The sequence below is a fragment of the Streptomyces sp. NPDC007929 genome (assembly GCF_042959065.1).
GTDB lineage: Bacteria > Actinomycetota > Actinomycetes > Streptomycetales > Streptomycetaceae > Streptomyces.
Window position 1 is genome coordinate 192,043 of record NZ_JBIBKD010000002.1, and the last position, 20,876, is coordinate 212,918.

Annotated in this window: 20 protein-coding genes; 12 read left to right on the forward strand and 8 right to left on the reverse strand. The window is 71.0% G+C overall.

What is annotated here, in order from left to right; translation table 11 throughout:
- Positions 1 to 108 precede the first annotated feature (108 nt).
- The 3 genes from ACFZDE_RS05675 to ACFZDE_RS05685 are packed head-to-tail and all read left to right on the forward strand — an operon-like array spanning position 109 to position 4,123.
- Positions 109 to 2,250: a helix-turn-helix domain-containing protein gene (locus ACFZDE_RS05675; protein ID WP_391197716.1), complete on the forward strand. Its 2,142-nt coding sequence runs from the start codon at positions 109 to 111 to the stop codon at positions 2,248 to 2,250.
- 2 nt (positions 2,251 to 2,252) lie between these two features.
- Positions 2,253 to 3,248 (forward strand): hypothetical protein, encoded by a 996-nt coding sequence (locus ACFZDE_RS05680; RefSeq protein WP_391197719.1) that lies wholly within the window; start codon positions 2,253 to 2,255, stop codon positions 3,246 to 3,248.
- On the forward strand, positions 3,245 to 4,123 hold the full coding sequence (locus ACFZDE_RS05685) for a DUF6339 family protein (protein WP_391197722.1): 879 nt from the start codon (positions 3,245 to 3,247) through the stop codon (positions 4,121 to 4,123). The genes ACFZDE_RS05680 and ACFZDE_RS05685 overlap by 4 nt, the downstream gene beginning before the upstream one ends.
- Before the next feature lie 33 nt (positions 4,124 to 4,156).
- Here the strand turns inward: ACFZDE_RS05685 and ACFZDE_RS05690 are convergent, their stop codons facing one another.
- The 5 genes from ACFZDE_RS05690 to ACFZDE_RS05710 form a co-directional block, all read right to left on the reverse strand.
- Positions 4,157 to 5,518 carry a DNA cytosine methyltransferase gene (locus ACFZDE_RS05690; RefSeq protein ID WP_391197725.1) on the reverse strand — a complete coding sequence of 454 codons (1,362 nt, stop codon included), beginning with the start codon at positions 5,516 to 5,518 and terminating at the stop codon, positions 4,157 to 4,159.
- A gap of 11 nt (positions 5,519 to 5,529) precedes the next feature.
- Positions 5,530 to 6,525: a DNA cytosine methyltransferase gene (locus tag ACFZDE_RS05695; RefSeq protein ID WP_391197727.1), complete on the reverse strand. Its 996-nt coding sequence runs from the start codon at positions 6,523 to 6,525 to the stop codon at positions 5,530 to 5,532.
- Complete coding sequence (locus ACFZDE_RS05700; protein ID WP_391198891.1) at positions 6,522 to 6,923, reverse strand: DNA mismatch endonuclease Vsr; 402 nt, start codon at positions 6,921 to 6,923, stop codon at positions 6,522 to 6,524. Before ACFZDE_RS05700 ends, ACFZDE_RS05695 begins: the two co-directional genes overlap by 4 nt.
- Positions 6,924 to 7,253: 330 nt before the next feature.
- Positions 7,254 to 8,270, reverse strand: a complete 1,017-nt coding sequence (locus tag ACFZDE_RS05705) for an SEC-C metal-binding domain-containing protein (protein WP_391197730.1) — start codon at positions 8,268 to 8,270, stop codon at positions 7,254 to 7,256.
- 137 nt (positions 8,271 to 8,407) lie between these two features.
- On the reverse strand, positions 8,408 to 9,883 hold the full coding sequence (locus ACFZDE_RS05710; RefSeq protein ID WP_391197732.1) for a beta-1,6-galactanase: 1,476 nt from the start codon (positions 9,881 to 9,883) through the stop codon (positions 8,408 to 8,410).
- A gap of 226 nt (positions 9,884 to 10,109) precedes the next feature.
- Here ACFZDE_RS05710 and ACFZDE_RS05715 point away from each other — a divergent pair, with 226 nt between their 5' ends.
- From ACFZDE_RS05715 to ACFZDE_RS05725, 3 genes are all read left to right on the forward strand, one after another.
- Positions 10,110 to 10,421, forward strand: a complete 312-nt coding sequence (locus tag ACFZDE_RS05715; RefSeq protein ID WP_391003203.1) for a DUF6412 domain-containing protein — start codon at positions 10,110 to 10,112, stop codon at positions 10,419 to 10,421.
- Positions 10,422 to 10,510: 89 nt separating this feature from the next.
- Positions 10,511 to 11,224: a membrane protein insertase YidC gene (locus ACFZDE_RS05720; protein ID WP_391197735.1), complete on the forward strand. Its 714-nt coding sequence runs from the start codon at positions 10,511 to 10,513 to the stop codon at positions 11,222 to 11,224.
- A 143-nt stretch (positions 11,225 to 11,367) separates the two neighbouring features.
- Complete coding sequence (locus ACFZDE_RS05725; protein ID WP_391197738.1) at positions 11,368 to 12,225, forward strand: fumarylacetoacetate hydrolase family protein; 858 nt, start codon at positions 11,368 to 11,370, stop codon at positions 12,223 to 12,225.
- A gap of 127 nt (positions 12,226 to 12,352) precedes the next feature.
- Here ACFZDE_RS05725 and ACFZDE_RS05730 read toward each other — a convergent pair whose 3' ends face one another.
- The 3 genes from ACFZDE_RS05730 to ACFZDE_RS05740 form a co-directional block, all read right to left on the reverse strand.
- Positions 12,353 to 13,219, reverse strand: coding sequence for a TIGR03620 family F420-dependent LLM class oxidoreductase (locus ACFZDE_RS05730; RefSeq protein ID WP_391197740.1), 867 nt, complete (start codon positions 13,217 to 13,219; stop codon positions 12,353 to 12,355).
- Positions 13,220 to 13,308: 89 nt separating this feature from the next.
- Positions 13,309 to 13,830, reverse strand: coding sequence for a heme-degrading domain-containing protein (locus ACFZDE_RS05735; RefSeq protein WP_391003211.1), 522 nt, complete (start codon positions 13,828 to 13,830; stop codon positions 13,309 to 13,311).
- The gene (locus ACFZDE_RS05740) at positions 13,827 to 14,894 is read right to left on the reverse strand and encodes a Gfo/Idh/MocA family oxidoreductase (protein WP_391197742.1); all 1,068 of its coding nucleotides are present in this window, start codon (positions 14,892 to 14,894) and stop codon (positions 13,827 to 13,829) included. Before ACFZDE_RS05740 ends, ACFZDE_RS05735 begins: the two co-directional genes overlap by 4 nt.
- Positions 14,895 to 14,989: 95 nt before the next feature.
- Here ACFZDE_RS05740 and ACFZDE_RS05745 point away from each other — a divergent pair, with 95 nt between their 5' ends.
- The 6 genes from ACFZDE_RS05745 (at position 14,990) to ACFZDE_RS05770 (ending at position 20,859) form a co-directional block, all read left to right on the forward strand.
- Complete coding sequence (locus ACFZDE_RS05745) at positions 14,990 to 16,168, forward strand: ROK family protein (protein ID WP_391198894.1); 1,179 nt, start codon at positions 14,990 to 14,992, stop codon at positions 16,166 to 16,168.
- A gap of 264 nt (positions 16,169 to 16,432) precedes the next feature.
- Complete coding sequence (locus ACFZDE_RS05750) at positions 16,433 to 17,242, forward strand: LPXTG cell wall anchor domain-containing protein (RefSeq protein WP_391197744.1); 810 nt, start codon at positions 16,433 to 16,435, stop codon at positions 17,240 to 17,242.
- Positions 17,243 to 17,349: 107 nt separating this feature from the next.
- Entirely contained in the window at positions 17,350 to 18,129 is a 780-nt protein-coding gene (locus ACFZDE_RS05755) for an HAD-IIA family hydrolase (RefSeq protein ID WP_184846782.1), read from the forward strand.
- Between the two features lie 151 nt (positions 18,130 to 18,280).
- Positions 18,281 to 18,937, forward strand: a complete 657-nt coding sequence (locus ACFZDE_RS05760; RefSeq protein ID WP_391197747.1) for a hypothetical protein — start codon at positions 18,281 to 18,283, stop codon at positions 18,935 to 18,937.
- A 2-nt stretch (positions 18,938 to 18,939) separates the two neighbouring features.
- The gene (locus tag ACFZDE_RS05765) at positions 18,940 to 19,623 is read left to right on the forward strand and encodes a class F sortase (RefSeq protein ID WP_391197749.1); all 684 of its coding nucleotides are present in this window, start codon (positions 18,940 to 18,942) and stop codon (positions 19,621 to 19,623) included.
- 198 nt (positions 19,624 to 19,821) lie between these two features.
- Positions 19,822 to 20,859 (forward strand): glycoside hydrolase family 6 protein, encoded by a 1,038-nt coding sequence (locus ACFZDE_RS05770; RefSeq protein ID WP_391197752.1) that lies wholly within the window; start codon positions 19,822 to 19,824, stop codon positions 20,857 to 20,859.
- Positions 20,860 to 20,876: the final 17 nt, after the last annotated feature.

A 20,876-nucleotide genomic window follows, 5' to 3' on the forward strand; every position in this document is an offset into this window, starting at 1 on the left:
CCGATCTTATGGTCCTGAGGTGATCCAGGGTAGTTAACTGTTGGTTGACGGGCTCCATCTCGTCAAATTAGCCTCTCCTCACGACACTCGAGGAAGAGCAGGTGGCGCGTGGAGACAGGTGAGGAGTTCGGGCCGTGGCTGGCCCGTCAGCTCAAGCTCGCGGGCAAGACCCAGGCCGAACTGGCCGAGGAGTTGAAGCTGACCAGAGCCGCCGTCTCCGCATGGATCACCGGCAGATCGACTCCGCGTCCGACGGTCATGTCGGACATCGCCAAGGCGCTCGGCACCGATCTCGGCACAGTGCACACCCGCACCACCGACACCCAAGCCGGCCTGCCGGTCACCTGGTACCACCGACCCGGCTACCCCGACGGTGGCCGTGACCTGGGCAATGCCGCGGCCTTCGCGTTCGACGCCGATGTTCAGGTGCTCGCACGCGAGACCTGCCAGAACAGCCTCGACGAGCGACAGACGGAGAACGGTCGTCCCGTCCGGGTCCGTTACACCCTTCACGAGCTGACCGGTGAGGCCCTGGAGGCCTTCCGCGAGGCGATTCTCTGGAACGACCTGTTCCCGCACTACTCCGCCGTCTCGGAGATCGCCGGGAACCAGAAGGTCGGCCGGGTCGTGGACGCCGGAGTACGCGACATGTACGAGAATGGCCGCTTGGTCCTGCTCCGGGTCGACGACTACAACGCTTCGGGGCTGATCGGAGACGACTACGCGGACGGCAAGTTCGCGGCCGTGGTCAGGCGCCAGCTGGAGAGCCTCAAGTCCGGTCACGGCGCGGGTGGTTCCTACGGCCTGGGCAAGGCCACGTTGTGGGCCACCAGCGCGCTCGGACTCGTACTCATCAACTCCACTCTGTCCGAGCCCCACGAAGGGCGTACCGAGCGGCGGGTCATCGGCCGTCTCGAACTGCCGTGGCGTGAGGTCGACGGCGAGCCCTACGCGGGACCCGCCTGGTTCGGGCGCCCGGATCCCGACTCGCCCGGCGCCATGGTCGCCCGTTCCTGGTGGGCGGACGAGGAGACCGTGGCTCGTCTGCACCTGACCCGGGACAGCGACGAACCCGGTACGTCCTTCCTCATCGTCGGTGCGCACGACGTGGCCAGCCTTGAGGACGATTCGTCCGACGCCGACGAGGAGAACCTGGACGAGGACGGCGGCGACACTCGCGACATCCGCAAGATGCACCGACGTCTGGTCACGGCGCTGGGGCGTGACTTCTGGGCGGCGATGACCGGCGGAGGCAACAGGCTTCCCCTCCTGGAGGCCTCGGTCCGTACTCTGCGCAACGGTGATGTCGTCGTGGCGGAGGAGCAGGTGGACCCGTCCGCCGAGCAACCGTCTCGAACCCGTGCGTTGCGGGCGCACTACGAGGGAGCCACTGTGGATCGGCTCACCGAGGCCGGGCAGGTGGCCGCGCGAAGCGTGCCGTTGAAGCTGCCGCTCTCCGGAGGGGCCCATGGGTCTCTCGGCACGCACCAGGCCGTCCTGTTGGTGACGGACGCCGACAACGACAAGGACACCCCCAAGAACCAGGTGCACTCGCTGCGTGGCAACCGCATGACCGTGAAAAGGGCGGGTGTTCCGAACCTGCCGATCGGGACCAACCCTTTCCAGGCCGTGCTTCTGGTGGGGGAGGCTGCCGGAGAATCGGCCCCCTTCGCCAAGGAGGCGGAGGAGTTCCTGCGCGCGGCGGAACCGCCCGAGCACGACCGCTGGGGACAGACGGAGGAGTTGACCCTGCGCTGGTCGCCTTCCGCGTACCGGCGGATCAACGCGTTGACCACCGAGGTCAACACAGCGGTGCGGGAACTCGTCGCACGACCCAAGCGCGGCAACCGCGAAGGCGGTGAGGCGCTGCGCAAGGCGTTGACCGTGAAGACGAGGCCCAAGGCCAAGGCGCCCTCCGGGCCCGTGGTCCCGGTCCTGGACGGACTCGACGCGTCCATCGGCGACGGTGGGGAGTGGCAGATCACCGCGGAAGTGAGTATCCCGCGTGGCGACGAGATCGTGCCGATGGTGCCGGTCGCCCAGATGGACGTACGCTCCGGCGGCCGCCCGAAGCTGGACTGGGCGGAACTCGTGGCCGTCGAGGGATGCGAGGTGGACAACGGAGCCTTGCGCTTCACACCGGGCGCGCGTCGCGCGAGGTTCCGCGGTTCCACCGACGTCACCAGCCACCCCGTCAGGACCACACTCACCCGCCTCGTGGTCGAACTCCGTGCCGGCAAGGGGGAGTGACGGTGAAGATCTACCCGTACAAGCGACTCAACCGACCGGTCGCACTCAGGGTGACCTCCGTATCCCTCAAGCTCTCCGACGGCACCAGGGACCAGTTGGAGACCACGGCGTACTCGACTCAGCAACAAGCCGTGGCGCTGGGCATCGCGGGTCACACCGACTGGGTGAGCGCCACGATCGGCCTCTCGGCGACACTGCCACCCGGCGCGAACGCGCCGGACGCTGCCTGGTCGGACCTGCGCGTTCTCGCCGTGTTGACGGACGGCGAGACGAATGTGCGCACCTCCACCGCTCTCACCCGTGACGCCGAGGACGGTCGGGACTGGTCGGGTTCACTGGAGGTGCTCCGTGACGATCACCTGGGTCGAGCCTCCCTCGCCGTGCACGCCGTCGGAACGGTAGACGGGGTGGAGGGCCGGTCGATCGCCGAGACCGATCGGAGCTGGGTCGTCGACACGGTCTCCGAAGAGCCGGTACGCGGCCTCCAACTGGATGTCCAGAAAGCCTCGTTCAGCAAGAGCTCCAGGGAGTGGCTGCACCCCTACGCCGACGTGCCCTGGATCGTGGACGTCTCGGCCAGAGTCCCGACCGTGTTCGTGAACACCGACGTGGACGGGATCATCGCGCTGTTGGACGGCAGCGGCTCCGGCGTGGAGGGCAAGGTGCGTGACCTCCTGGTCGCTCAGATGGCCACCGACGTCTGGACCGCGGTCTTCCAAGGTGCCATCGGCGAGCTGGAGGTGGAGGCGGGTGGTGGGCCGGTCTTCCCGGACGACTGGCAGGGTGAGGTCCTGCGGGAGATGCTCCCGGACGTCGTTCCCGGCGTGCACGTCGAAGAGGCTCTACGGCAGGTCCATCGCAGGCGAACGGGCGACTCGGGCTGGGTGGAGCTGCAGACCCGTATCCAGTACGCGGCGGCCCGTCGTGCCGATGCCGGCAAGGTGCTCGCCTACGCCATCCGCAGTCTGGAACAGATGAACCGGGAGAGCGAGACGTGATCACGCAACCCAACCACGTACCGGAGCGGCTCGCGCTGCTCTCCGCCTCGGCCGTCGATCCGTTCCTCACCGAGGAGTTGCTCAAAGGCGAACAGGTGCATGGCGGTATCGATCTCGCCAAGGTCGTCGAGTCGCTTCCCGACGACGACGCCAGATGGTCGGTCGAGCCGATCCGCAGCCTGGTGGAAGACGCCATGTTCGAGTTCCGGGAGGACCGGACCAGAGCCGACGCCTGGCTCGCTCCACGGCTCCACGCCACGTTGCGCCTGACACGGCGGGAGGCGGCGGACAAGAGGCTGTGGAACCACATCGCCCTGGCGGTGGCTCCCGACTACGTGGCCTGGCGTCACTTGTCGGAGCCGACAGCGAAAAGGCCCGAGAGGCGAATCGCCCCGGAGCGCTTCCGGGGCCCCGCGGACCGCCAGTGCTTCTCCCGCCTGTGGTGGGCGGCCGAACTCTTTCGGAACGGACCGGACTACGCGCCCGTCGAGGTCGCCTGCGGGAACCAGGACCTCATCCACACAGTTCTGAGAAGCGGCCTGGTCGATCATCGCCCCACCGCTCAGGCCCTGGTCCGTCTCCTGCGGAACGGACAAGTCACCGGCGGACGAGAGGTCAACGGGCTCAGTGTCGCGATCAACGCGGCCGGGGCGACGCTGATCTACGACGTCCTGGCCCCGGACGCGCCCAAGGACCCGACTCGTCTACGGGACTGGATCGCCGAGGCGGGATCGGCGCTGCCGGTGGGGCGGCACAACCTCCCGGAGGGGCCCGACGAGGACCCCGTTCCGGAGGACTCCGTGGCCGCGCTCACCACGTACTTCACGGAGCTGTTCGAGACAGCGCCGGTCAGAGGCAGGAAGGGCGTCGACTGATCCGTCGCGGTGACGTGCTTCCGGCTCCGCCCACTACTTCTTCGACGTATCGGTCCGGGAGTGTGCGGCGGAGCGGGCCGGCGCCTGATCCTCGGGGCGCGGGCAACTGGCGGTACAGGCGTCCGCGGTCCCGCAGCCGTGACTGCGCAGCTTGGCCCGCTGTTCCTCCGTGGCCGGCACCCACGGCTTCCTGAGGACATCCAGGTCCGGAACGGGAAGACCGAGCGCGGCGCTCAGCAGGTGGGCACCGAACACGGGCGGCACGGCGTTGCCCACCTGCTGCGCCTGTGCCGTACCGGACCAGGGATAGTCCGGTGGGAAACTCTGCAGCATGCCCGCCTCGTTCATGCTGAATCGCGCGCCCTCGCGCACGACCTGCTCGTCGAGGTGCTCGAAGACCACGAAGCGGGAGATGCGACCGGTCACGGTGGCGGCGGGCTGCAGATCGGTCCGTACCCCACGTCGCCCCGGGACGCCGGAGCTGCCGTAGTTCGAGCGGACCAGGAACGGAGTGCGCCGACCCGGGTGCGTGCCCACCGGACGGGCAAGCACCTCACCCATCGACTTCCAGGGCTTCAAAGCACTGTCGTCGGTTGCCCGGGACTCCCTCACCTCGTCTTCGGTGTCCTTGTCGTCGAGGGTGGGTTGATGGACTCCGCTCGCCGACAGTTCGGCCCTGCGATTCCATTCCTTCGCCTCGTACGCCCGGTGCGTCGGCGCGGGAAGCGACGGCTGACCGAGTCCTTCACGGCGAGCGATCAACACTGCGCGGGATCGCGTCTGCGGCACCCCGTAGGTCTCGGTGTCGAGGACGTCGACGACGACCTTGTACGTGGTGCCGTCGGGGAGGCCGGTCTGCTCCAACACCTTGGCGTAGTGGTTCCAGAGAGCCTCGACCGCGGGGACCTGTTCCAGGACGATGACGTCGTAGGGGCGCTTCTGCCTGTTCGGGCTCCTGGTGGCCTGGATGGCGTACCTGAGGGGTTCCAGGACCATCGCGGTGCGCGGATCGCTGAGCTTCTTCAAGCTCCTGTCGATCGCCTCGTCGGAGTGCCCGGCCATCAGCCGCTCGATGTACTCCTTGACCTCTTCCAGCGCCTTGCGGCCTGCGCCCTTGCCGGCGACGGAGTACGTCTGGCACGGGGGGCCACCGGCGAGCACGTTGATCTCCGGCGGCAGCGACTCGAAGGCATCCCGGCGTACCGCGCTCACGTCCGCGTGGAGGGTGTCCAGCCCCGCCGCGTATCTCGTCAGGCACGCACTCCTGTCCCACTCGATGCCGAGGCTCGGGATGTCGAGTGCGTGCCCGGCGACGTCCAGCCCTCCAGGACCCGCGAAGAGATCCAGGACAAATGGCTTGTCGAGGACGGACTGGTGTGGCGCCGTGCTGGTCATGTGGCGGAAGTCTAGCCGGCCGAGGGGACTGCCGGCTCGCCGTCGAGCGCTTCCGCGAAGGCCCGTCCCAGCGCCTCCGCGACGGGCGGTGGGGTGGCATGTCCGATCTGGCGGTAGCGGGCGGTCTTGAGCCCGGTGATTTCCCACGACTCGGGAAACGCCTGCAGCAGGGCCGCCTGTTCGACCGTGATCTTCACCATGTTGTCCCTGCCGAGTTCGGGGTCATAGACGAACTCCGGGCCAGGAACCATGTCGCCCAGCGAGTGCGCGTTGACACCCATGGTCGCCCACTTGCGTTTGGCTCCGGTCGGGCCCAGGTCGGCCCCGCCTCGGTTCTTCGATCCTCCGACCAGTGTGGGAGCCGGTTGGTCGGCCTGGGCGGCCCAACGGACGGCGTCCTGCCAACCGCGAGCGGCCATGGACGGGCCGAGGGCGGCGCCGACCGTCGTCGGCTCCAGCACGGTCGGCGTCGGCGGTCGGAACGCCTGGGCGCGGTTGCGCTCCACGGCGACCAGGACGCCCTGCTTACGACTCTGCGGCACCCCGAAATCGACAGCATTCATGACGAACCAGCTGAATTCATACCCCAAGTGAGCGAGTTCGGCCCGGGCGAAGTCGCGGAACGGCTGGTACTCGTCCGCGTGGGCGAGGCCGGGGACGTTCTCGATGAGCACTGCCCGAGGCCTGATCGCATGGACGAGATAGACGGCGGCTTCCAGCAGCCGCTCCTCCACGTCCGAGTCGGCCCGTCCGACGGTCGCACTCGACTTCACCCGCGGCAGGCCCGCCGCCAGGAGGTCCACGTCGTGACTCACCGGGTGCTCGGCCGGGTCGAAGTCCAGCAGATCGGTGTGCAGCACGTTCCACTGTGGCCGGTTGGCCCGCAGGGTCGCGACGGATGAATCGTCGTCGTCCAACAGGAGACGCGGTTCGAACCCCGCCCGCTCAAGACCGAGGGCAAGCCCGCCCGCCCCGGAGCACACATCCACGAAAGTGAGGCCGCTCACTCTTCTTCCCCCCTGTTCGGTCCCGACCGACGTCTGTGCACCGCTGCCGCCACTCGTACCGCCACATCCTCGGGAGCCTCGTGCTCCCAGAACCGCAGCACGGCCCATCCTGCCGCGGTCAGATGCTCGGTCGTCTCCCTGTCCCGCGCCATGTTGCGTTCGAGCTTGGTCCGCCACCAGTCCGCGTTCGCCTTCGGGTGCGTGGCGTGCTGAGGGCAGCCGTGCCAGAAGCACCCGTCGATGAGGACGGCCACCTTCGCTCGTGGGAATGCCACGTCGATACGGCGTCGGGGCAGGCCCGGCACCGGGTACTCCACGCGGTACCGCAGACCGGCCGCGTGCAGCAGCCTGCGTACCGCCAACTCGACAGCGGTGTCCTTGCTCGCCTGTCTGCTCATGCGGGCCGAGACACCGGGAGACGAAGGCGTCATGCCGTTCACCGTCGGGCCTCACACCTGTGTGTCGTCATGGTCGGTCATCGCTGTTTCATGGTCTGAGCCGGTATCCACCTGATCACTCATGGCGATCCGGTCAGTTCTAGCAGTAGCCACTGACACGCGAAGGGCTTTTGCCGCAAGCTGATCGCTTCAGAGGGCGGCGCCCGGGGGCGTGGGAGACCGGGGCGGTGGCGGTGGTGTGTGCTGGGGGTGCCCGGCGTGGCGGGCGCGGCGGTGGCGTCGCGCACGCCGGGTTGGGTCAGCGGCGACCGGTCGGTGGATCTCCCCGTGTCAGGCCGTGGTGCCGTGGCACTGGCCGTATGTCCGGCCCGAGCCGCACCAGCAGGTCGCTCCCGACTGTGGTGGCCATGCCACTGCTCGGCCGCGGGCCGCCAGTGTCGTCGCGTACTGGGGGAGGAGGGTCGGGTCGGTCGGGGAGGAGAGTTCCGAGGCTGCGAAGGCCTCGTAGGACGGGACCGTACCTGTGACGATGCCCAGGTTCGGGGTGCCGGAGGCGGCGAGTTCGCGCAGGGACTGCTCTATCGAGGCCAGGTGCTCGGCGTGGGTCGGGTACTCCGACGCGAGGGTCGGGTACGCCTCCAGGAGTTCCGTGAGCTCCGTCGCCGGCCAGTGCAGGATCGCCACCGGGAAGGGGCGGGAGAGGGCCGCCCGGTACGCGCCCAGTTCCGCTCGGAGGCGGAGGATCTCCGCTTCCAGTTCCGCCGGGTTCTCCGAGCCCAGGGACCAGACGCGCTTGGGGTCGTGGAGCTCGTCCAGGGTGATCGGGAGGGAGTGGACCGAGTCCGCGAGGGCGTCCCACTCGTCGTGGGAGCGGCCCAGCATGCGGCGGACCCGGTGGCGGCCGAAGAGGAGGGGGTGGGTCGGCTGCGGGGGCTCCTCGACGTCCGTCAGGAGGCGGCGTACGGCCTCCGTGAACGTCTCGTGGGCCGCTTCCAGTTCGTCGTGGGATTCCAGGGACTCCGCGACGATCACCCAGGGGGCCGGGTCCTTCGGGGCCGCCACCCGGACGCCCTCGATGATCGCGCGGGCCTCGGCCTCGTGGCCGTACTCCCAGAGGTTCGAGGCCTTGAGCGCCCGCACCAGATGGGGGTTCTCCAGGCCGTCGGGGGAGGACAGCAGGCGGTCGTAGAGCGTGGTCGCGGTGGGGCGGTCGCCGGAGAGTTCCAGATGGGCCGCCGCCCGCAGCAGCAGGGCCTCGGCGTCCTCGGGATACAGGCCGGCGGTCCGCTCCAGGCGTGCCGCCTCGGCGGTGTGGTCGACGTTTTCGGCAGGCGTGTCGGGGCGCATGGGGGACACCGTACTGCCGGGAGGTGACGAGCGTGAGAGATGTGCAGGCCAGACCCGATATCGGGGGCAGCCAGGGCTTCTCTCGCGCTCGTCGTCCGGGGTGCACGGTTCGTCCCGAACCACCGGCCGGCGTCGATCTAGAGCGTAACGCCGTCTATTTGGAGGGTTTGGACCGATTTTGCAGCGAATGGAACGGCTACGGACTTGCCGGACAGGCGGATGTCCGAGCGGGCCGTGTAGAGGTCGCCGCCGCCCGTCGTGACCGTGTTCCAGCGGGGGACCAGGCCGCCCGAGCCGCCCGTCACCGTCGCGAAGCGGGAGAGGTCGAAGGTGAGGGTCTGGGCGGAGGTGGAGGTGTTCACCGCGACGATCACCAGGCGGCGGGCCGTCGCGTCGTACGCCGCCACCGCGTAGCCCACGCCCGTGTCCAGGATCGTCATGCCGGGGCGGATGTGGCGGCTGAACTGGGCCATCACATAGTGCTTGGTCTGGACGGTGGTCGGCTGGAGGGTGTTCGCGTCGTAGGCGATCATCGCCCAGCCCGTCGACGGGTCCATGACCTGCCAGTAGCACCAGGCCGTGGGGTGCAGCCAGCGGAAGTCGAGGCAGAGGTTCGACGCCATCGTCAGGCCCGAGCCGTCGCTGTCGCCCGTCTCGGAGTTCCACAGCTTCTTGCGGGAGGTGGTGACCACGTCCGTGTGGAGGAGGTCGCGGCGGCCCCCCGAGCCCTGGTAGCCGTGCACGTTGACCTGGGAGACCAGGGCCTTCGTCGACGTACCGAAAGATCCCCAGGTGGAGCGGGCCGTGTCGTAGTTCGTCTCGTCCGAGGCCGCGATGCGCAGCCCCGTGAGGCCGCGTTTGTCCAGCTCGCTGCGCATGTGGGGGAGTACGGCCGCCTGGACCGCCGGGTCCATGTGGCAGCCCTCCTGGGTGCCGGTCGCGGTCCACCAGGTGGAGGCCGGCTCGTTGAAGGGGTCGACCGTCGCGAAGTTCACGCCCCAGTTGTTCTTCGCGTACAGGGCCGTCGCCGCCAAGTGGCTCGCGTGCTGGCGGTAGTTCCAGGTCTGGAGGTTGTTGCCGCCGCCCGCCGCGCCCGAGGGGTTGTGGTTGGAGCACATCCACCACATGGGGGAGTTGGCGAACAGTTCGGTGATCGCGCCGCGCTGGGTCGCCTTCACCAGCATCGCGCGCTGGTTGGCGTCCGCCGTCCACTTCCACGCCGAGGAGGTGGGGTCCTCGTTGTTCCAGTCCTGCCAGAAGCCCTCGATCTGCTTGAAGGCGGGGATGTTGGGCGACTTCACCATCGTCTCGCCGTCGACGCTGTTCCAGCTGCACGCGCCGAGGTTGTAGCGGGCGATGTTGAGGCCGAGGCCGGGCAGGGAACGGCCGTTGTACGTGACGGACTTGGTGGTGAAGAACAGGTCGGCGAAGTCGTCCCGGGCGCCGAAGACGTTGGCCCACCAGGCGAGGGAGGTGCCCCAGCCCTCCCATGTGCCGTATGTCGTGGACGGGTTGACGGCGATCGTGGCGTCCGCGCGCGCGGTGCCCGTCGCCAGGGCACTGCCGAGAAACGTTCCGCCTGCTGCGGCCAGCAGACTTCTGCGTCGGATCACGGCTCCTCCGTAAGGGAGTTCAGGGCGCACGCCGGTCCCCGGCCCGGCGTCGCGAGGGAGCCCGTTGTCGGGTGACGAGAAGCATCGGGTGTGGCGGGTGGGTTGTCGAGAGTTCTGACGAACCTTTCTCAAACCCGTGTACGAAGTCGCGGACCCGGGCGGGAGGGTGGTCCTGTATAACGGACGGCAGGGCGAACGAACGCACATGCGAGGGGAGGGGCAGCCGATGCACCGGAGCCGGGCGATCCTGCGTCCCGCCCTCGTGCTGCTCTTCCTGCTCCTCCAGGTGGCGCTGCTCGACACCGGCAGCCTCTCCGCCACCGTCGCCCTCGCCGCCACCGCCGCGGCCTCGTCCGCCCTCGCGCTCTGCGCCGTCGTCGCCGCGCGCTGTGCGCCCGCCGTGCCGCGCACCCGGGTGCGTACGGCCATCCGCGACCGGGACCGGCGTACGGCCTTCCTGCCGCAGCGCGATCCCGACGCCCGGGGGCGCACCCGGCCCCGGGCACCCGGTCACGCCCTCCGGGCGACCGTCGCGTAGGGGCGTATCCACACCTCGGTGACCCCGCGCGGGTCGTCATGCCGCCATGACCTGATTCCGGCACGACGAGACCCCCGGAGGGCTCACCCATGTCCGTCTTCGCCACCTTGGTCGAGCATCTCGCCGACCTGCTCCAGCCGCTGTTCGGCGCCTCGGCCGCCGCCGCCGCGATCGTCCTGTTCACCGCGCTCGTACGCCTCCTCGTCCACCCCCTCTCCCGGGCCGCCGCGCGCGGCCAGAAGGCCCGGACCGCGCTCCAGCCGAAGATCGCCGAGCTGCGGAAGCGGCACGGCAAGGACCCCGAGAAGCTCCAGAAGGCCGTGCTGGAGCTGCACGCCGAGGAGAAGGTGTCACCGCTGGCCGGCTGTCTGCCCGGGATGCTCCAGATCCCCGCGTTCTTCCTGCTCTACCACCTGTTCTCCAGCGACACGATCGGCGGCGAGGCCAACGCGCTGCTCGGTCACCGGCTGCTCGCCGCGCCCCTCGGGGGGCGGTGGACGGACGCGCTCCAGGACGGTGTCCTCGGGGGCGCGGGGCTCGTCTACGCCGTGCTGTTCGTGATCGTCGGATGCGTCGCCGCGTTCGGCTACCGGCTCAGCAAGCGCACCATGGCCGCCAATCCGCCCGCCCAGGTCGCCGGTGGCGGGGAGCAGCTGCCCGGGTTGGCGGCGGTGAGCCGGGTGATGCCGTTCATGTCGTTCTTCACGCTGGTCACCGTGGCCGTCGTACCGCTGGCCGCCGCGCTGTACGTCGTCACCAGCACGACGTGGAGTGTCGTCGAGCGGGCCGTGCTGTACCGGTGACCCGGCGGGTTCGGTCCAGTACGTGAACGGGGTATTGCGGAGCGCACTCCCAGCTTGGAGGATCGACCAGTCCTCCGATGGCTGTCCCTCCGCACCAGGGCCGCGCGCATCGGTCGGGCGCCCGCGATCGAGGGAGACTGATCATGAAGCTGCTGCGAGTCGGTACGGCCGGGGCGGAGCGGCCCGCGCTGCTCGACGCCGACGGGGCCCTGCGCGACCTGTCGGGCGTCGTGGCGGACATCGACGGTGCGCTGCTCGCCGACGAGGAGGCGCTCGGCCGGATCCGGGCCGCCGCCGACGCCGGTGACCTGCCCGTCCTTGACGCCACCGGGCTGCGCGTCGGGCCGCCGCTGGCGCGGATCGGCAAGATCGTCTGCATCGGGCTGAACTACCACGACCACGCGCGCGAGACCGGCGCCGAGCCGCCCGCCGAGCCGGTCGTCTTCATGAAGGCGCCCGACACCGTGGTCGGCCCGCACGACACGGTCCTCGTGCCGCGCCGGTCCCTCAAGACCGACTGGGAGGTCGAGCTGGCCGTCGTCATCGGGCGTACGGCCCGGTACCTGGAGTCCGCGGAGGAGGCGCTCGCGCATGTCGCCGGGTACGCCGTGGCGCACGACGTGTCCGAGCGGGAGTTCCAGATCGAGCGGGGCGGGACCTGGGACAAGGGGAAAAACTGCGAGACGTTCAATCCGCTCGGGCCGTGGCTGGTGACGGCGGACGAGGTGCCGGACCCGCAGAACCTGTCCCTCAGGCTCTGGGTCAACGGGGAGCTGAAGCAGGACGGCACGACTGCTGAGCAGATCTTCCCGGTAGGGGAGGTCGTGCGGTACCTCAGCCAGTTCATGACGCTGTACCCGGGGGATGTCATCAATACCGGGACGCCTGCGGGGGTTGCGCTGGGGGCGCCTGAGCCGAAGCCCTTCCTGCGGGCCGGGGACGTCGTGGAACTGGAGATCGAGGGGCTGGGACGGCAGCGCCAGGAGTTCAAGGATGCGTGACGCCTGACGCGTGACGCCTGAGGCCTGACGCCTGACGCGTGACGGGTGGGGAACTGCGGAACGTCGGCGGCCGCGGGTGCGTCGTGGTCGTTCGCGCAGTTCCCCGCGCCCCTGGGGCTGGTGAACCTCAGGTCAGTAGAGATGCCAGGTCACGCCACGTCTTCCTCGGGAGGGCGTCGCGGGGCTCGTCGTTCACCACCTGGAGGGCGAGGTGGTCCGCGCCCGCCGTGAAGTAGCTGTCGATCTTGGCGCGGATCGCCTCGTCGTCGCCCCAGGCGAACAGTGCGTCGACCAGGCGGTCGCTGCCGCCGTCCGCCAGGTCCTCCTCGGTGAAGCCGTGCCGGAGGAAGTTGTTGGTGTAGTTCGGCAGCGGAAGGTAGATGCCGAGGAACTCGCGGGCCAGGGCGCGGGCGCGGGCCGGGTCCGTCTCCGGGATCACGCCCAGCTCGGGGGCGAGCAGGGGGCCTTCGCCCAGGATCTCGCGGGCGTGCGCGGTGTGCTCGGGGGTGACCAGGTACGGGATCGAGCCCGTCGCCCGGTCGCGGGCCAGCCGCAGCGACTTCGGGCCCAGGGCGGCCAGCAGCCGGCGGTCCTCCGGCAGTCCGGCGGCGTCCAGGCCGTCGAGGTGGGCGACCAGGGCCGAGTAGGGGCGGGCGTACTGCTCCACCCGCTTGGCGTGGCTCACTCCGAGGCCCAGCAGGAAACGCCCGGGGTGAGACGACTCCAGGTCCGCGAAGGCCGATGCGGAGGCCTCCGGCTCGTGCTGCCAGATGCTCTGGATGCTGGTGCCGACCTGGATCTTCGAGGTCGCCTCGATGAGCGGGGCGGCGTTGGCGGCGGAGCTGTTGCCGCCCAGCCAGAGGGCGCCGTAGCCGAGTTCCTCCAGTTCGGCGGCGGCCTCGGCGAGTTCGCCACGGCGGTCCGGGTCCTCGGAGCGCAGGCCCACGCTCCAGATGCCGTACCGGCCGAGCGTCTCCTTCAGGGGGGTGGTCATCGGTGGGGTCCCTCCGGTTGGGGCGCCGTGCCTGATCGCGCGTGCACGGGTGCCAACCGGAGGGAGTCTCCGCTCATTCCGTGAGGGGCCTAGCCTTCCAGGAACTGCTCAAGTGCCTCCACCACCATCCGGTGATCGTCGAGTTGCGGCAGGCCGGACACCGTCACCGCGCCGATCACGCCCACGCCCTCGACGGTGATCGGGAAGGAACCGCCGTGGGCCGCGTAGGTGTCGGGGTCGAGGCGCGAGGACTCCTCGAAGGTGCTGCCCTTGGCGCGGAAGCGGGCGCCGACCAGGTAGGAGGCGGAGCCGTAGCGCTCGACGACCCGGCGCTTGCGGGCGATCCAGGCGTCGTTGTCCGGGGTGGAGCCGGGCAGCGCCGCGTGGAAGAGCTGCTGGCCGGAGCGGTGGATGTCGATGGCGACCGGGGCCTGCCGCTCCCGGGCCAGCTCGACGAGGAGCGAGCCGAGCGCCCAGGCGTCGTCGTGGGTGAACTGGCGGAACACCAGCAGGCGTTCCTGCTTCTCCAGTTCCTCGATGCTCGGGGTGAGCTCCGGGTGGAACTTCGGGGTGAGCCCCTGGCTGTGCGAGGGGTTGCTCTTGTGGGTCACAGGGTCACCGTCACCTTCTCGCGGGCCGAACGACGGGCGGCCTCCAGTACGTCCAGGGCGGCGGCCGCCTCCCGTGCGGTCACCGGGTTCGGGGCGCCCTCCAGCAGGGCCTTCGCCACGGCGGCATAGTAAGCCGGGTAGTCGCCGGGGAGGGTGGGTTCGGCGCGACCGCCGCCGGTCACCGGGGACTCGCCGGAGCCCACGCGGCCCCACAGCGACTCGGGCTCCGCACCCCAGTCGGGGCCGGGGCGCAGGCCGTCCCGGAGCGCCGCCTCCTGGGGGTCGAGGCCGTACTTGACGTAACCGGCGGCCGAGCCCAGGACGCGGAAGCGGGGGCCGAGTTGGGCGGTCGTCGCGGAGACGTAGAGGTGGGATCGGACGCCGCCGGTGTGGGTGATCGCGATGAACGTGTCGTCGTCCGTCTCGGCGCCCGGGCGGCGGATGTCCGTCTCCGCGTAGACGGAGGCCGCCGGGCCGAACAGGACCAGGGCCTGGTCGACGACATGACTGCCGAGGTCGTAGAGCAGACCTCCGATCTCTGCGGGGTCGCCGGACTCCCGCCAGCCGCCCTTCGGCTTCGGACGCCAGCGCTCGAAGCGGGACTCGAATCGCCATACGTCGCCCAACTCGCCCTCGTTCAGGAGCTTGCGCAGGGTGAGGAAGTCGTTGTCCCAGCGGCGGTTCTGGAAGACGGAGAGGAGCAGCTCGCGTTCCTCGGCGAGGGTGGCGAGCTCACGGGCCTCGGCCGCGGTGCCCGCGACGGGCTTGTCGACCACGACCGGCAGGCCGGCCTCCAGCGCGGTCCTCGCGAGCGGCACGTGCGTCTTGTTCGGGGACGCTACGACGATCAGGTCCAGCTCGGCGGACCGGGCGAACAGCTCGTCCGGGGTGGCGGCGAGGCGGACGTCCGGGAACTCGGCACGGGCCTGCCGCTGCCGGTCCGGGTTCGAGGTGACCACCGTGTCGAGGGCGAGGCCCTCCGTGGCGGCGATCAGCGGGGCGTGGAAGACGGAGCCGGCGAGGCCGTAGCCGACGAGGCCGACGCGGAGGGGTGTGCCAGTCATGCCGGCTACTTTCGCAACGCTGTTGCCAAAGTGCAAGCGCCGGGGACAATGGGGGTGTGAACAGGGCGGACGACCGTACGGGCGCAGTGGGCGGCATGCGCGGGGCACGAGGGCCGGGGCCGACCGGCACGCCCGGCCCGGCCGGGCCGGGCGGCGGCGGGGTGAACCTGCTCGCCCTGCGCAGCCACAACGCCGCGCTGGTGCTCGATCTGCTGCGGACGGCCGGTGACGAGGGCATCAGCCGCCTCGAACTCGCCGAGCGGACCGGCCTCACCCCGCAGGCCGTCAGCAAGATCACGGCCCGGCTGCGGGAGAACGGCCTCGTGGCGGAGGCCGGCCGCCGGGCCTCCACCGGAGGCAAGCCGCGCACGGTACTCCGGCTGGTGCCGGAGGCCGGACACGCGGTCGGGGTCCACCTGGACCGGGACGAGGTGCGGGCCGTACTCGTGGACCTGCGGGGCATCGTGGCGAGGGAACGGCGGGCCGCACTCGACCTGGGGGCGGGGGCGGAGGCCGTGCTGGGGGCGGTGCGGGAGACGGTGGCGGCGGTGGGCGGGGATTCCCGGCCGGGGACGGTCGAGGGCGGTTCCCGGCCCGTCCCGGCCCGGCACGGTCCCGCCCTGCTCGGCGTGGGTGTCGCGTTGCCCGGGCCGCTTGACCATGTCCGGGGGGTGCTGCACCGGGTGACCGGGTTTCCCGAGTGGGACGGCTTTCCGCTGCGGGAGGCGCTGAGGGAGCGGCTCGGCGTGCCGGTCGTGGTCGACAAGGACACGAACGCGGCGGCGCTGGGCCTCGCCGCCGCGGGCCAGGACGGCTCCTTCGCCTACCTGCACCTCGGCACCGGACTGGGGGCAGGGCTGGTCATCGGCGGCAGCGTGCACCGGGGTGCCAGGACCGGGGCCGGGGAGTTCGGCCACCAGGTGATCCAGCTCGACGGCCCGCCCTGCTCCTGCGGGAACCGGGGCTGTGTCGAAGCCCTGTGCCTCGGTGCGGTGGAGCGCGGTGATCTGCGGGAGGCGGCACGGGTCCTGGGAGCCGGGGCGGCGAACCTCGTCGGGCTGCTCGACATCGACGTCGTCCTGCTCGGCGGCCGGACGGTGGCGGCGGCCCCGGAGGCCTTCACGGACGGTGTCGGCGCGGTGCTGACGGCCTGGGCCCGGCGCACGGGCCAGGACGCGGTACCGGTGTGCGTCGCCGCCGGGGGCGGCGGGGCCGTGGCGGTGGGGGCGGCCGAGTTGGTGCTGGGGGCGGTGTTCGGGCGTGGGGGCGGCTGAATCGCGGAGGGGCTCGCCCGGCTCCTCATCGACGACGAGCGGGGACTGCTGGGCGGGCTGCCCGGTGGCTTCGTCCCGCTGCTGGTGACCTACGCGGTCCTCACCGCGGTGGGTCTCGTCCTCACGGGCTGGGCCCACACGCGCGCCAAGGCCCTGGGGCGCAGGTAGGTCTGTCCGCCGACCGGGCGGATCCGCGCCGCCGTTCGGGGGCGGTTCGGGTCCGGGTCGTGTCGTCGCCCTTGCCGGTCGGAATGTCACATCATCATGCGACTCTGCACGCCCGCACATCTCTGCCTGGCGGCGGCAGCGGCGGCCGCCGTCCTGCTCCCCGGGGCTCATCCGGCGAGCGCGGACGCCCCGGCGCCCTCCTGTGCCGCGCCCGACGACCACACCTTCCCGCTCACCACCCGCATCCACGGCGGGCCGGACACCTACACGGCCGGGGGCGGGTTCGGGACCTGGTACGTCGACCTGACCAACACCACCGACCGGACCTGCACCGGGATCCACCCCGTCGTCGTGCTCACCGACGACAAGCGGGCCCTGGAACCCTCCCAGCCGCACCTGGAGTTCTTCGAGGGCGGGCGAGCCCACCCCGTGCGGTTCGAGGAGACCGGCGAGGACGAACTCGTCGGGGCGTTCGCCGACGAGGAGGACCGGTTCGCCGGGTTCACCGTCGAGCCGGGCGGAACCGTCACCGTGAAGGTGCGGCTCAGCCTCACCTCGGACGCCGTGCCCAACGCCGTGACGGCCAACGCAGCGGTCGTGCAGCGGCACGACGACGACGGCGACTGGGTCGGGCAGTCCAACGACTACCGGTTCGGGATCGACGACGGCGAGCCGGGGACCGACACCGGCACGGACCCCGACAGCGACACCGACAGCGACACCGGCACCGGCACGGGTGAAGAACCCCGCCCCGACTCCACCGCCTCCGTCCCGCCCCGCGAGGACCGGTTCCCCTTCGCCGAGGAACTGGCCCGCACCGGAACCGGCACCCAGGTCGCCGCGGCGGCCGCCGCCCTGCTGCTCACCGCCGGCGGGGTCCTGCTCGTCGCACGCCGCCGCCGCTGAGCAGGACGTCCGCCAGTCGGGACGCCGCACACGGGCCATTCCGCAAGATCCCGCCACTGTTTAGGCTGGGGCGCACGCAGGACCGCGTACGGCAGGAGATCCCGCACATGGCAGACCGCAAGCCCATCGAGTCGTGGCTCACCGACATGGACGGGGTGCTGATCCACGAGGGCGTACCGATCCCCGGAGCCGACGCCTTCCTGAAGAAGCTCACCGAATCCGGGAAGCCCTTCCTGGTCCTCACCAACAACTCGATGTACACCCCGCGCGACCTGCACGCCCGGCTGCGCCGCATGGGCCTGGAGGTGCCGATCGAGTCCATCTGGACCTCGGCCCTGGCCACCGCGCAGTTCCTGGACGACCAGCGGCCGGGCGGCTCGGCGTACGTGATCGGCGAGGCCGGGCTGACCACCGCGCTGCACGACATCGGCTACATCCTGACCGACCACGAGCCGGACTACGTCGTCCTCGGCGAGACCCGCACGTACTCCTTCGAGGCCATGACGAAGGCGGTGCGGCTCATCCTCGGCGGCGCCCGGTTCATCTGCACCAACCCCGACGAGACGGGCCCCTCCACCGAGGGCCCGCTGCCCGCGACCGGCGCGGTGGCCGCGCTGATCACCCAGGCGACCGGCAAGAAGCCGTACTTCGCGGGCAAGCCGAACCCGCTGATGATGCGCACCGGGCTGAACGCCATCGGGGCGCACTCCGAGACCAGCGCGATGATCGGCGACCGCATGGACACCGACGTGCTGGCGGGCATGGAGGCCGGGATGCAGACGTTCCTGGTGCTCACCGGCCTGACCCGGCCCGAGCAGGTCGAGGACTTCCCGTACCGGCCGTCGCAGGTCGTGGACTCGATCGCGGACCTCGTCGACCGGGTCTGAACCGTCGTCCGACCCGTCGCCGAACCGGCTGCCCGACCCGCCGTCCGCACCGCCGCCAAACCCGTCGTCACCCGTCCGGAGCAGCCGCCGCTTCCTTGAGGATGCGGCGGCCCACCGCGCGGGGGAGGCTCCAGGCATCTGGAGGTTCACGATGGGTTCCCTGAGCGTCACTGTCTGTACCGGCGTCCTGGCCGCCGTCGCGCTCGCCCCGGCGGCGTACGCGGCGGACACGGGAAGCGTCTCGGTGACCCCGGCGGCCCCCGCCCCCGGCAGTGACATCACACTCCGCGTCACCGGCTGCGAGCGGCGTACGGCCGTCGCCGTCTCGGCGGCGCTCGTCGCGGACGCCCGGCTCACCGTCACCGGCGCACGCCGGCTCACCGGCGAGAGCCGCGTCCGCTCCACCGCCGAGCCGGGTTCGTACGCCGTGCGGATCAGCTGCGGCGCCACGCGACAGACCGGCATCCTCACCGTCCGGGACGGCGAGGCGGCGCGGCCCGGTGCCACGCCCGTACGCGCGCCCGCACCCGGGGCCGGTGGCCGGCCGCCCGCTCCGGGGAAGGGTGGACAGCCGTCGTCCGCCCCCGACGCCGACGAGGACACGGCACCGTCCCACCGGCCCGGTGCACCGGCCTCCCCCGTCGCCCCCGTCCGGGCCGGCGGCGGCGGTGCCGCCGAGCTCGTGGCGGCCGAGGAGCGCGGCGCCGGGCCCGGTACCGCGCAGGGGGTGACCGGGCTGGTGCTCGCCGGTGTGGCCGCGGTGGTCGTCGCGCTGCGCGGTCTGCGCCGGGGCCGCGGAACGGACTGACCATGCACGATCACGATCGCGATCACGTACAGAGGCGCTTCTCGGGCGCCGGGCGGCTGCTGACCGGCATGGCCTGGGTCGTGCTGCTGCTCGGCCTGTGGCTGTGGGGCCGCGAGGTCACCGAGGTGCGGCACGGCATCTCGGCCCCCGCGACCGGTGACATGGCGGCGGCCGGACGCCCCCCGGACATCAAACTGCCGCCCGAGCACCGGCCGCTGGGCGACGCGCTGCCGCAGCGCGTCGACATCCCCGGGCTCGGGATCCAGGCCCCGGTGGTGGCACGCGGCCTCGACGCACGCGGGGCGCCCGATCCACCGCCGTACGACCGGCCGGACGTGGTCGGCTGGTACTCCGGTGGCGTCGCGCCCGGGTCGCCCGGCACCGCGCTGCTGGTCGGGCATGTCGACACCGGCTCCCGGCCCGCCGTGTTCTACAAGGTCAGCGCCATGCGCCCGGGGCAGACGATCCGGGTGCTCCGGGCCGACGCCAAGGTCGCGGAGTTCACCGTCGAGTCCGTCCAGGTCCTCACCCGCGACCGCTTCGACGCCCACCAGGCGTACGGGCCGCGCGAGTCGGGGCGGGCCGAACTGCGGCTGGTCACCTGCGGCGGCAGCTTCGACCGTACGACGCGCAGCTACACGGCGAACGTGGTCGTCTCGGCGTATCTGACGGGCACCGGACTCTGAGATGAATCTCCGGCCGGGGGCCGGGCATGTGCGGTGAAGACTCCAGAACCGAAGGGCCACCCGGGCCCCGAGGCTGGATGACGCCACGTTCCGACATCGTGGCGCTGCGTCATCCACGCAGGTGGGGTTCGCCTCGTGGGTGTCGTGGGACGTATGCCAGGATTGAGACTTCGAACGCTGCACCCAAGGGGGAGTTGGATGTACGGCAGCAGGGGGGCGGGGGTGTTCGCCGGGAGGCGGATGTCCGCAGCGGTGCTGGGGGCGGCACTGCTGGTGACGGGGTGTTCCTCCTCCGACGGAGGAGACGGATCGGACAAGGGCGCCGACGCGGGCGCCGGGATCACCCAACAGCCCAAGGAAAAAGCACCGTTCTGGGTCAATCCGGACGGAACCGCGGCCCAGCAGGTCGCAGCCCTGGAGAAGTCCGGCAAGAAGCAGGACGCCGAGCAGATCCGCAAGATCGCCGAGCAGCCGGTCGCGGAGTGGATCGGCCCGGACGAGCCGCAGGAGCAGACGCGGGGCTTCACCGAGGCCGCCGACAAGGCCGGCCGGACGGCACTGCTCGTCCTCTACAACATCCCGCACCGCGACTGCGGCCAGTACTCGCAGGGCGGCGCCGCCGACGGCAACGCCTACCGCGAGTGGCTGGACGGCGTCGCCGCGGGCATCGGCGACCGGGCCGCCACCGTCGTCCTGGAGCCGGACGCGCTGCTGCACCTGGTCGACGGCTGCACCCCGGAGCAGTTCCACGAGGAGCGCTACGACCTCCTCAAGGGTGCCGTCGCCAAGCTGAAGTCGCTGAAGAACACCAAGGTCTACCTGGACGCGGGCAACGCCGGCTGGCAGAAGCCCGACCAGATCTTCGAGTCCCTGAACCGCGCGGGCATCGCCCAGGCCGACGGCTTCTCGGTGAACGTCTCCAACTTCTACTCCACCGAGGACTCCATCGCCTACGGCAAGCAGCTCTCCGCCAAGGTGGGCGGCAAGCACTTCGTCATCGACACCAGCCGCAACGGCAAGGGTCCCTACGGCGCCGGCGACCCCGGCGAGCGCTGGTGCAACCCGCCGGGCCGCTCACTGGGCGAGACCCCGACGACGAAGACGGCGGACCCGCTGGTCGACGCCTACCTGTGGGTGAAGCGGCCGGGCGAGTCGGACGGGGAGTGCAAGGGCGGGCCCAAGGCGGGCCAGTGGTGGGCGGACTACGCCCTGAAGCTGGCGAAGGCCACCGGCTGACGCACGGGCCCACACGA

What these genes read in the sequence shown, in the direction of transcription:
- ACFZDE_RS05690 (WP_391197725.1), bottom strand. Translation starts at nt 5,518, where the DNA reads ATGACCAGCACGGCGCCACACCAGTCCGTCCTCGACAAGCCATTTGTC.
- ACFZDE_RS05700 (WP_391198891.1), bottom strand. Translation starts at nt 6,923, where the DNA reads ATGAGCAGACAGGCGAGCAAGGACACCGCTGTCGAGTTGGCGGTACGC.
- ACFZDE_RS05705 (WP_391197730.1), bottom strand. Translation starts at nt 8,270, where the DNA reads ATGCGCCCCGACACGCCTGCCGAAAACGTCGACCACACCGCCGAGGCG.
- ACFZDE_RS05715 (WP_391003203.1), top strand. Translation starts at nt 10,110, where the DNA reads ATGCACCGGAGCCGGGCGATCCTGCGTCCCGCCCTCGTGCTGCTCTTC.
- ACFZDE_RS05720 (WP_391197735.1), top strand. Translation starts at nt 10,511, where the DNA reads ATGTCCGTCTTCGCCACCTTGGTCGAGCATCTCGCCGACCTGCTCCAG.
- ACFZDE_RS05725 (WP_391197738.1), top strand. Translation starts at nt 11,368, where the DNA reads ATGAAGCTGCTGCGAGTCGGTACGGCCGGGGCGGAGCGGCCCGCGCTG.
- ACFZDE_RS05730 (WP_391197740.1), bottom strand. Translation starts at nt 13,219, where the DNA reads ATGACCACCCCCCTGAAGGAGACGCTCGGCCGGTACGGCATCTGGAGC.
- ACFZDE_RS05740 (WP_391197742.1), bottom strand. Translation starts at nt 14,894, where the DNA reads ATGACTGGCACACCCCTCCGCGTCGGCCTCGTCGGCTACGGCCTCGCC.
- ACFZDE_RS05745 (WP_391198894.1), top strand. Translation starts at nt 14,990, where the DNA reads ATGCGCGGGGCACGAGGGCCGGGGCCGACCGGCACGCCCGGCCCGGCC.
- ACFZDE_RS05750 (WP_391197744.1), top strand. Translation starts at nt 16,433, where the DNA reads ATGCGACTCTGCACGCCCGCACATCTCTGCCTGGCGGCGGCAGCGGCG.
- ACFZDE_RS05755 (WP_184846782.1), top strand. Translation starts at nt 17,350, where the DNA reads ATGGCAGACCGCAAGCCCATCGAGTCGTGGCTCACCGACATGGACGGG.
- ACFZDE_RS05760 (WP_391197747.1), top strand. Translation starts at nt 18,281, where the DNA reads ATGGGTTCCCTGAGCGTCACTGTCTGTACCGGCGTCCTGGCCGCCGTC.
- ACFZDE_RS05765 (WP_391197749.1), top strand. Translation starts at nt 18,940, where the DNA reads ATGCACGATCACGATCGCGATCACGTACAGAGGCGCTTCTCGGGCGCC.
- ACFZDE_RS05770 (WP_391197752.1), top strand. Translation starts at nt 19,822, where the DNA reads ATGTACGGCAGCAGGGGGGCGGGGGTGTTCGCCGGGAGGCGGATGTCC.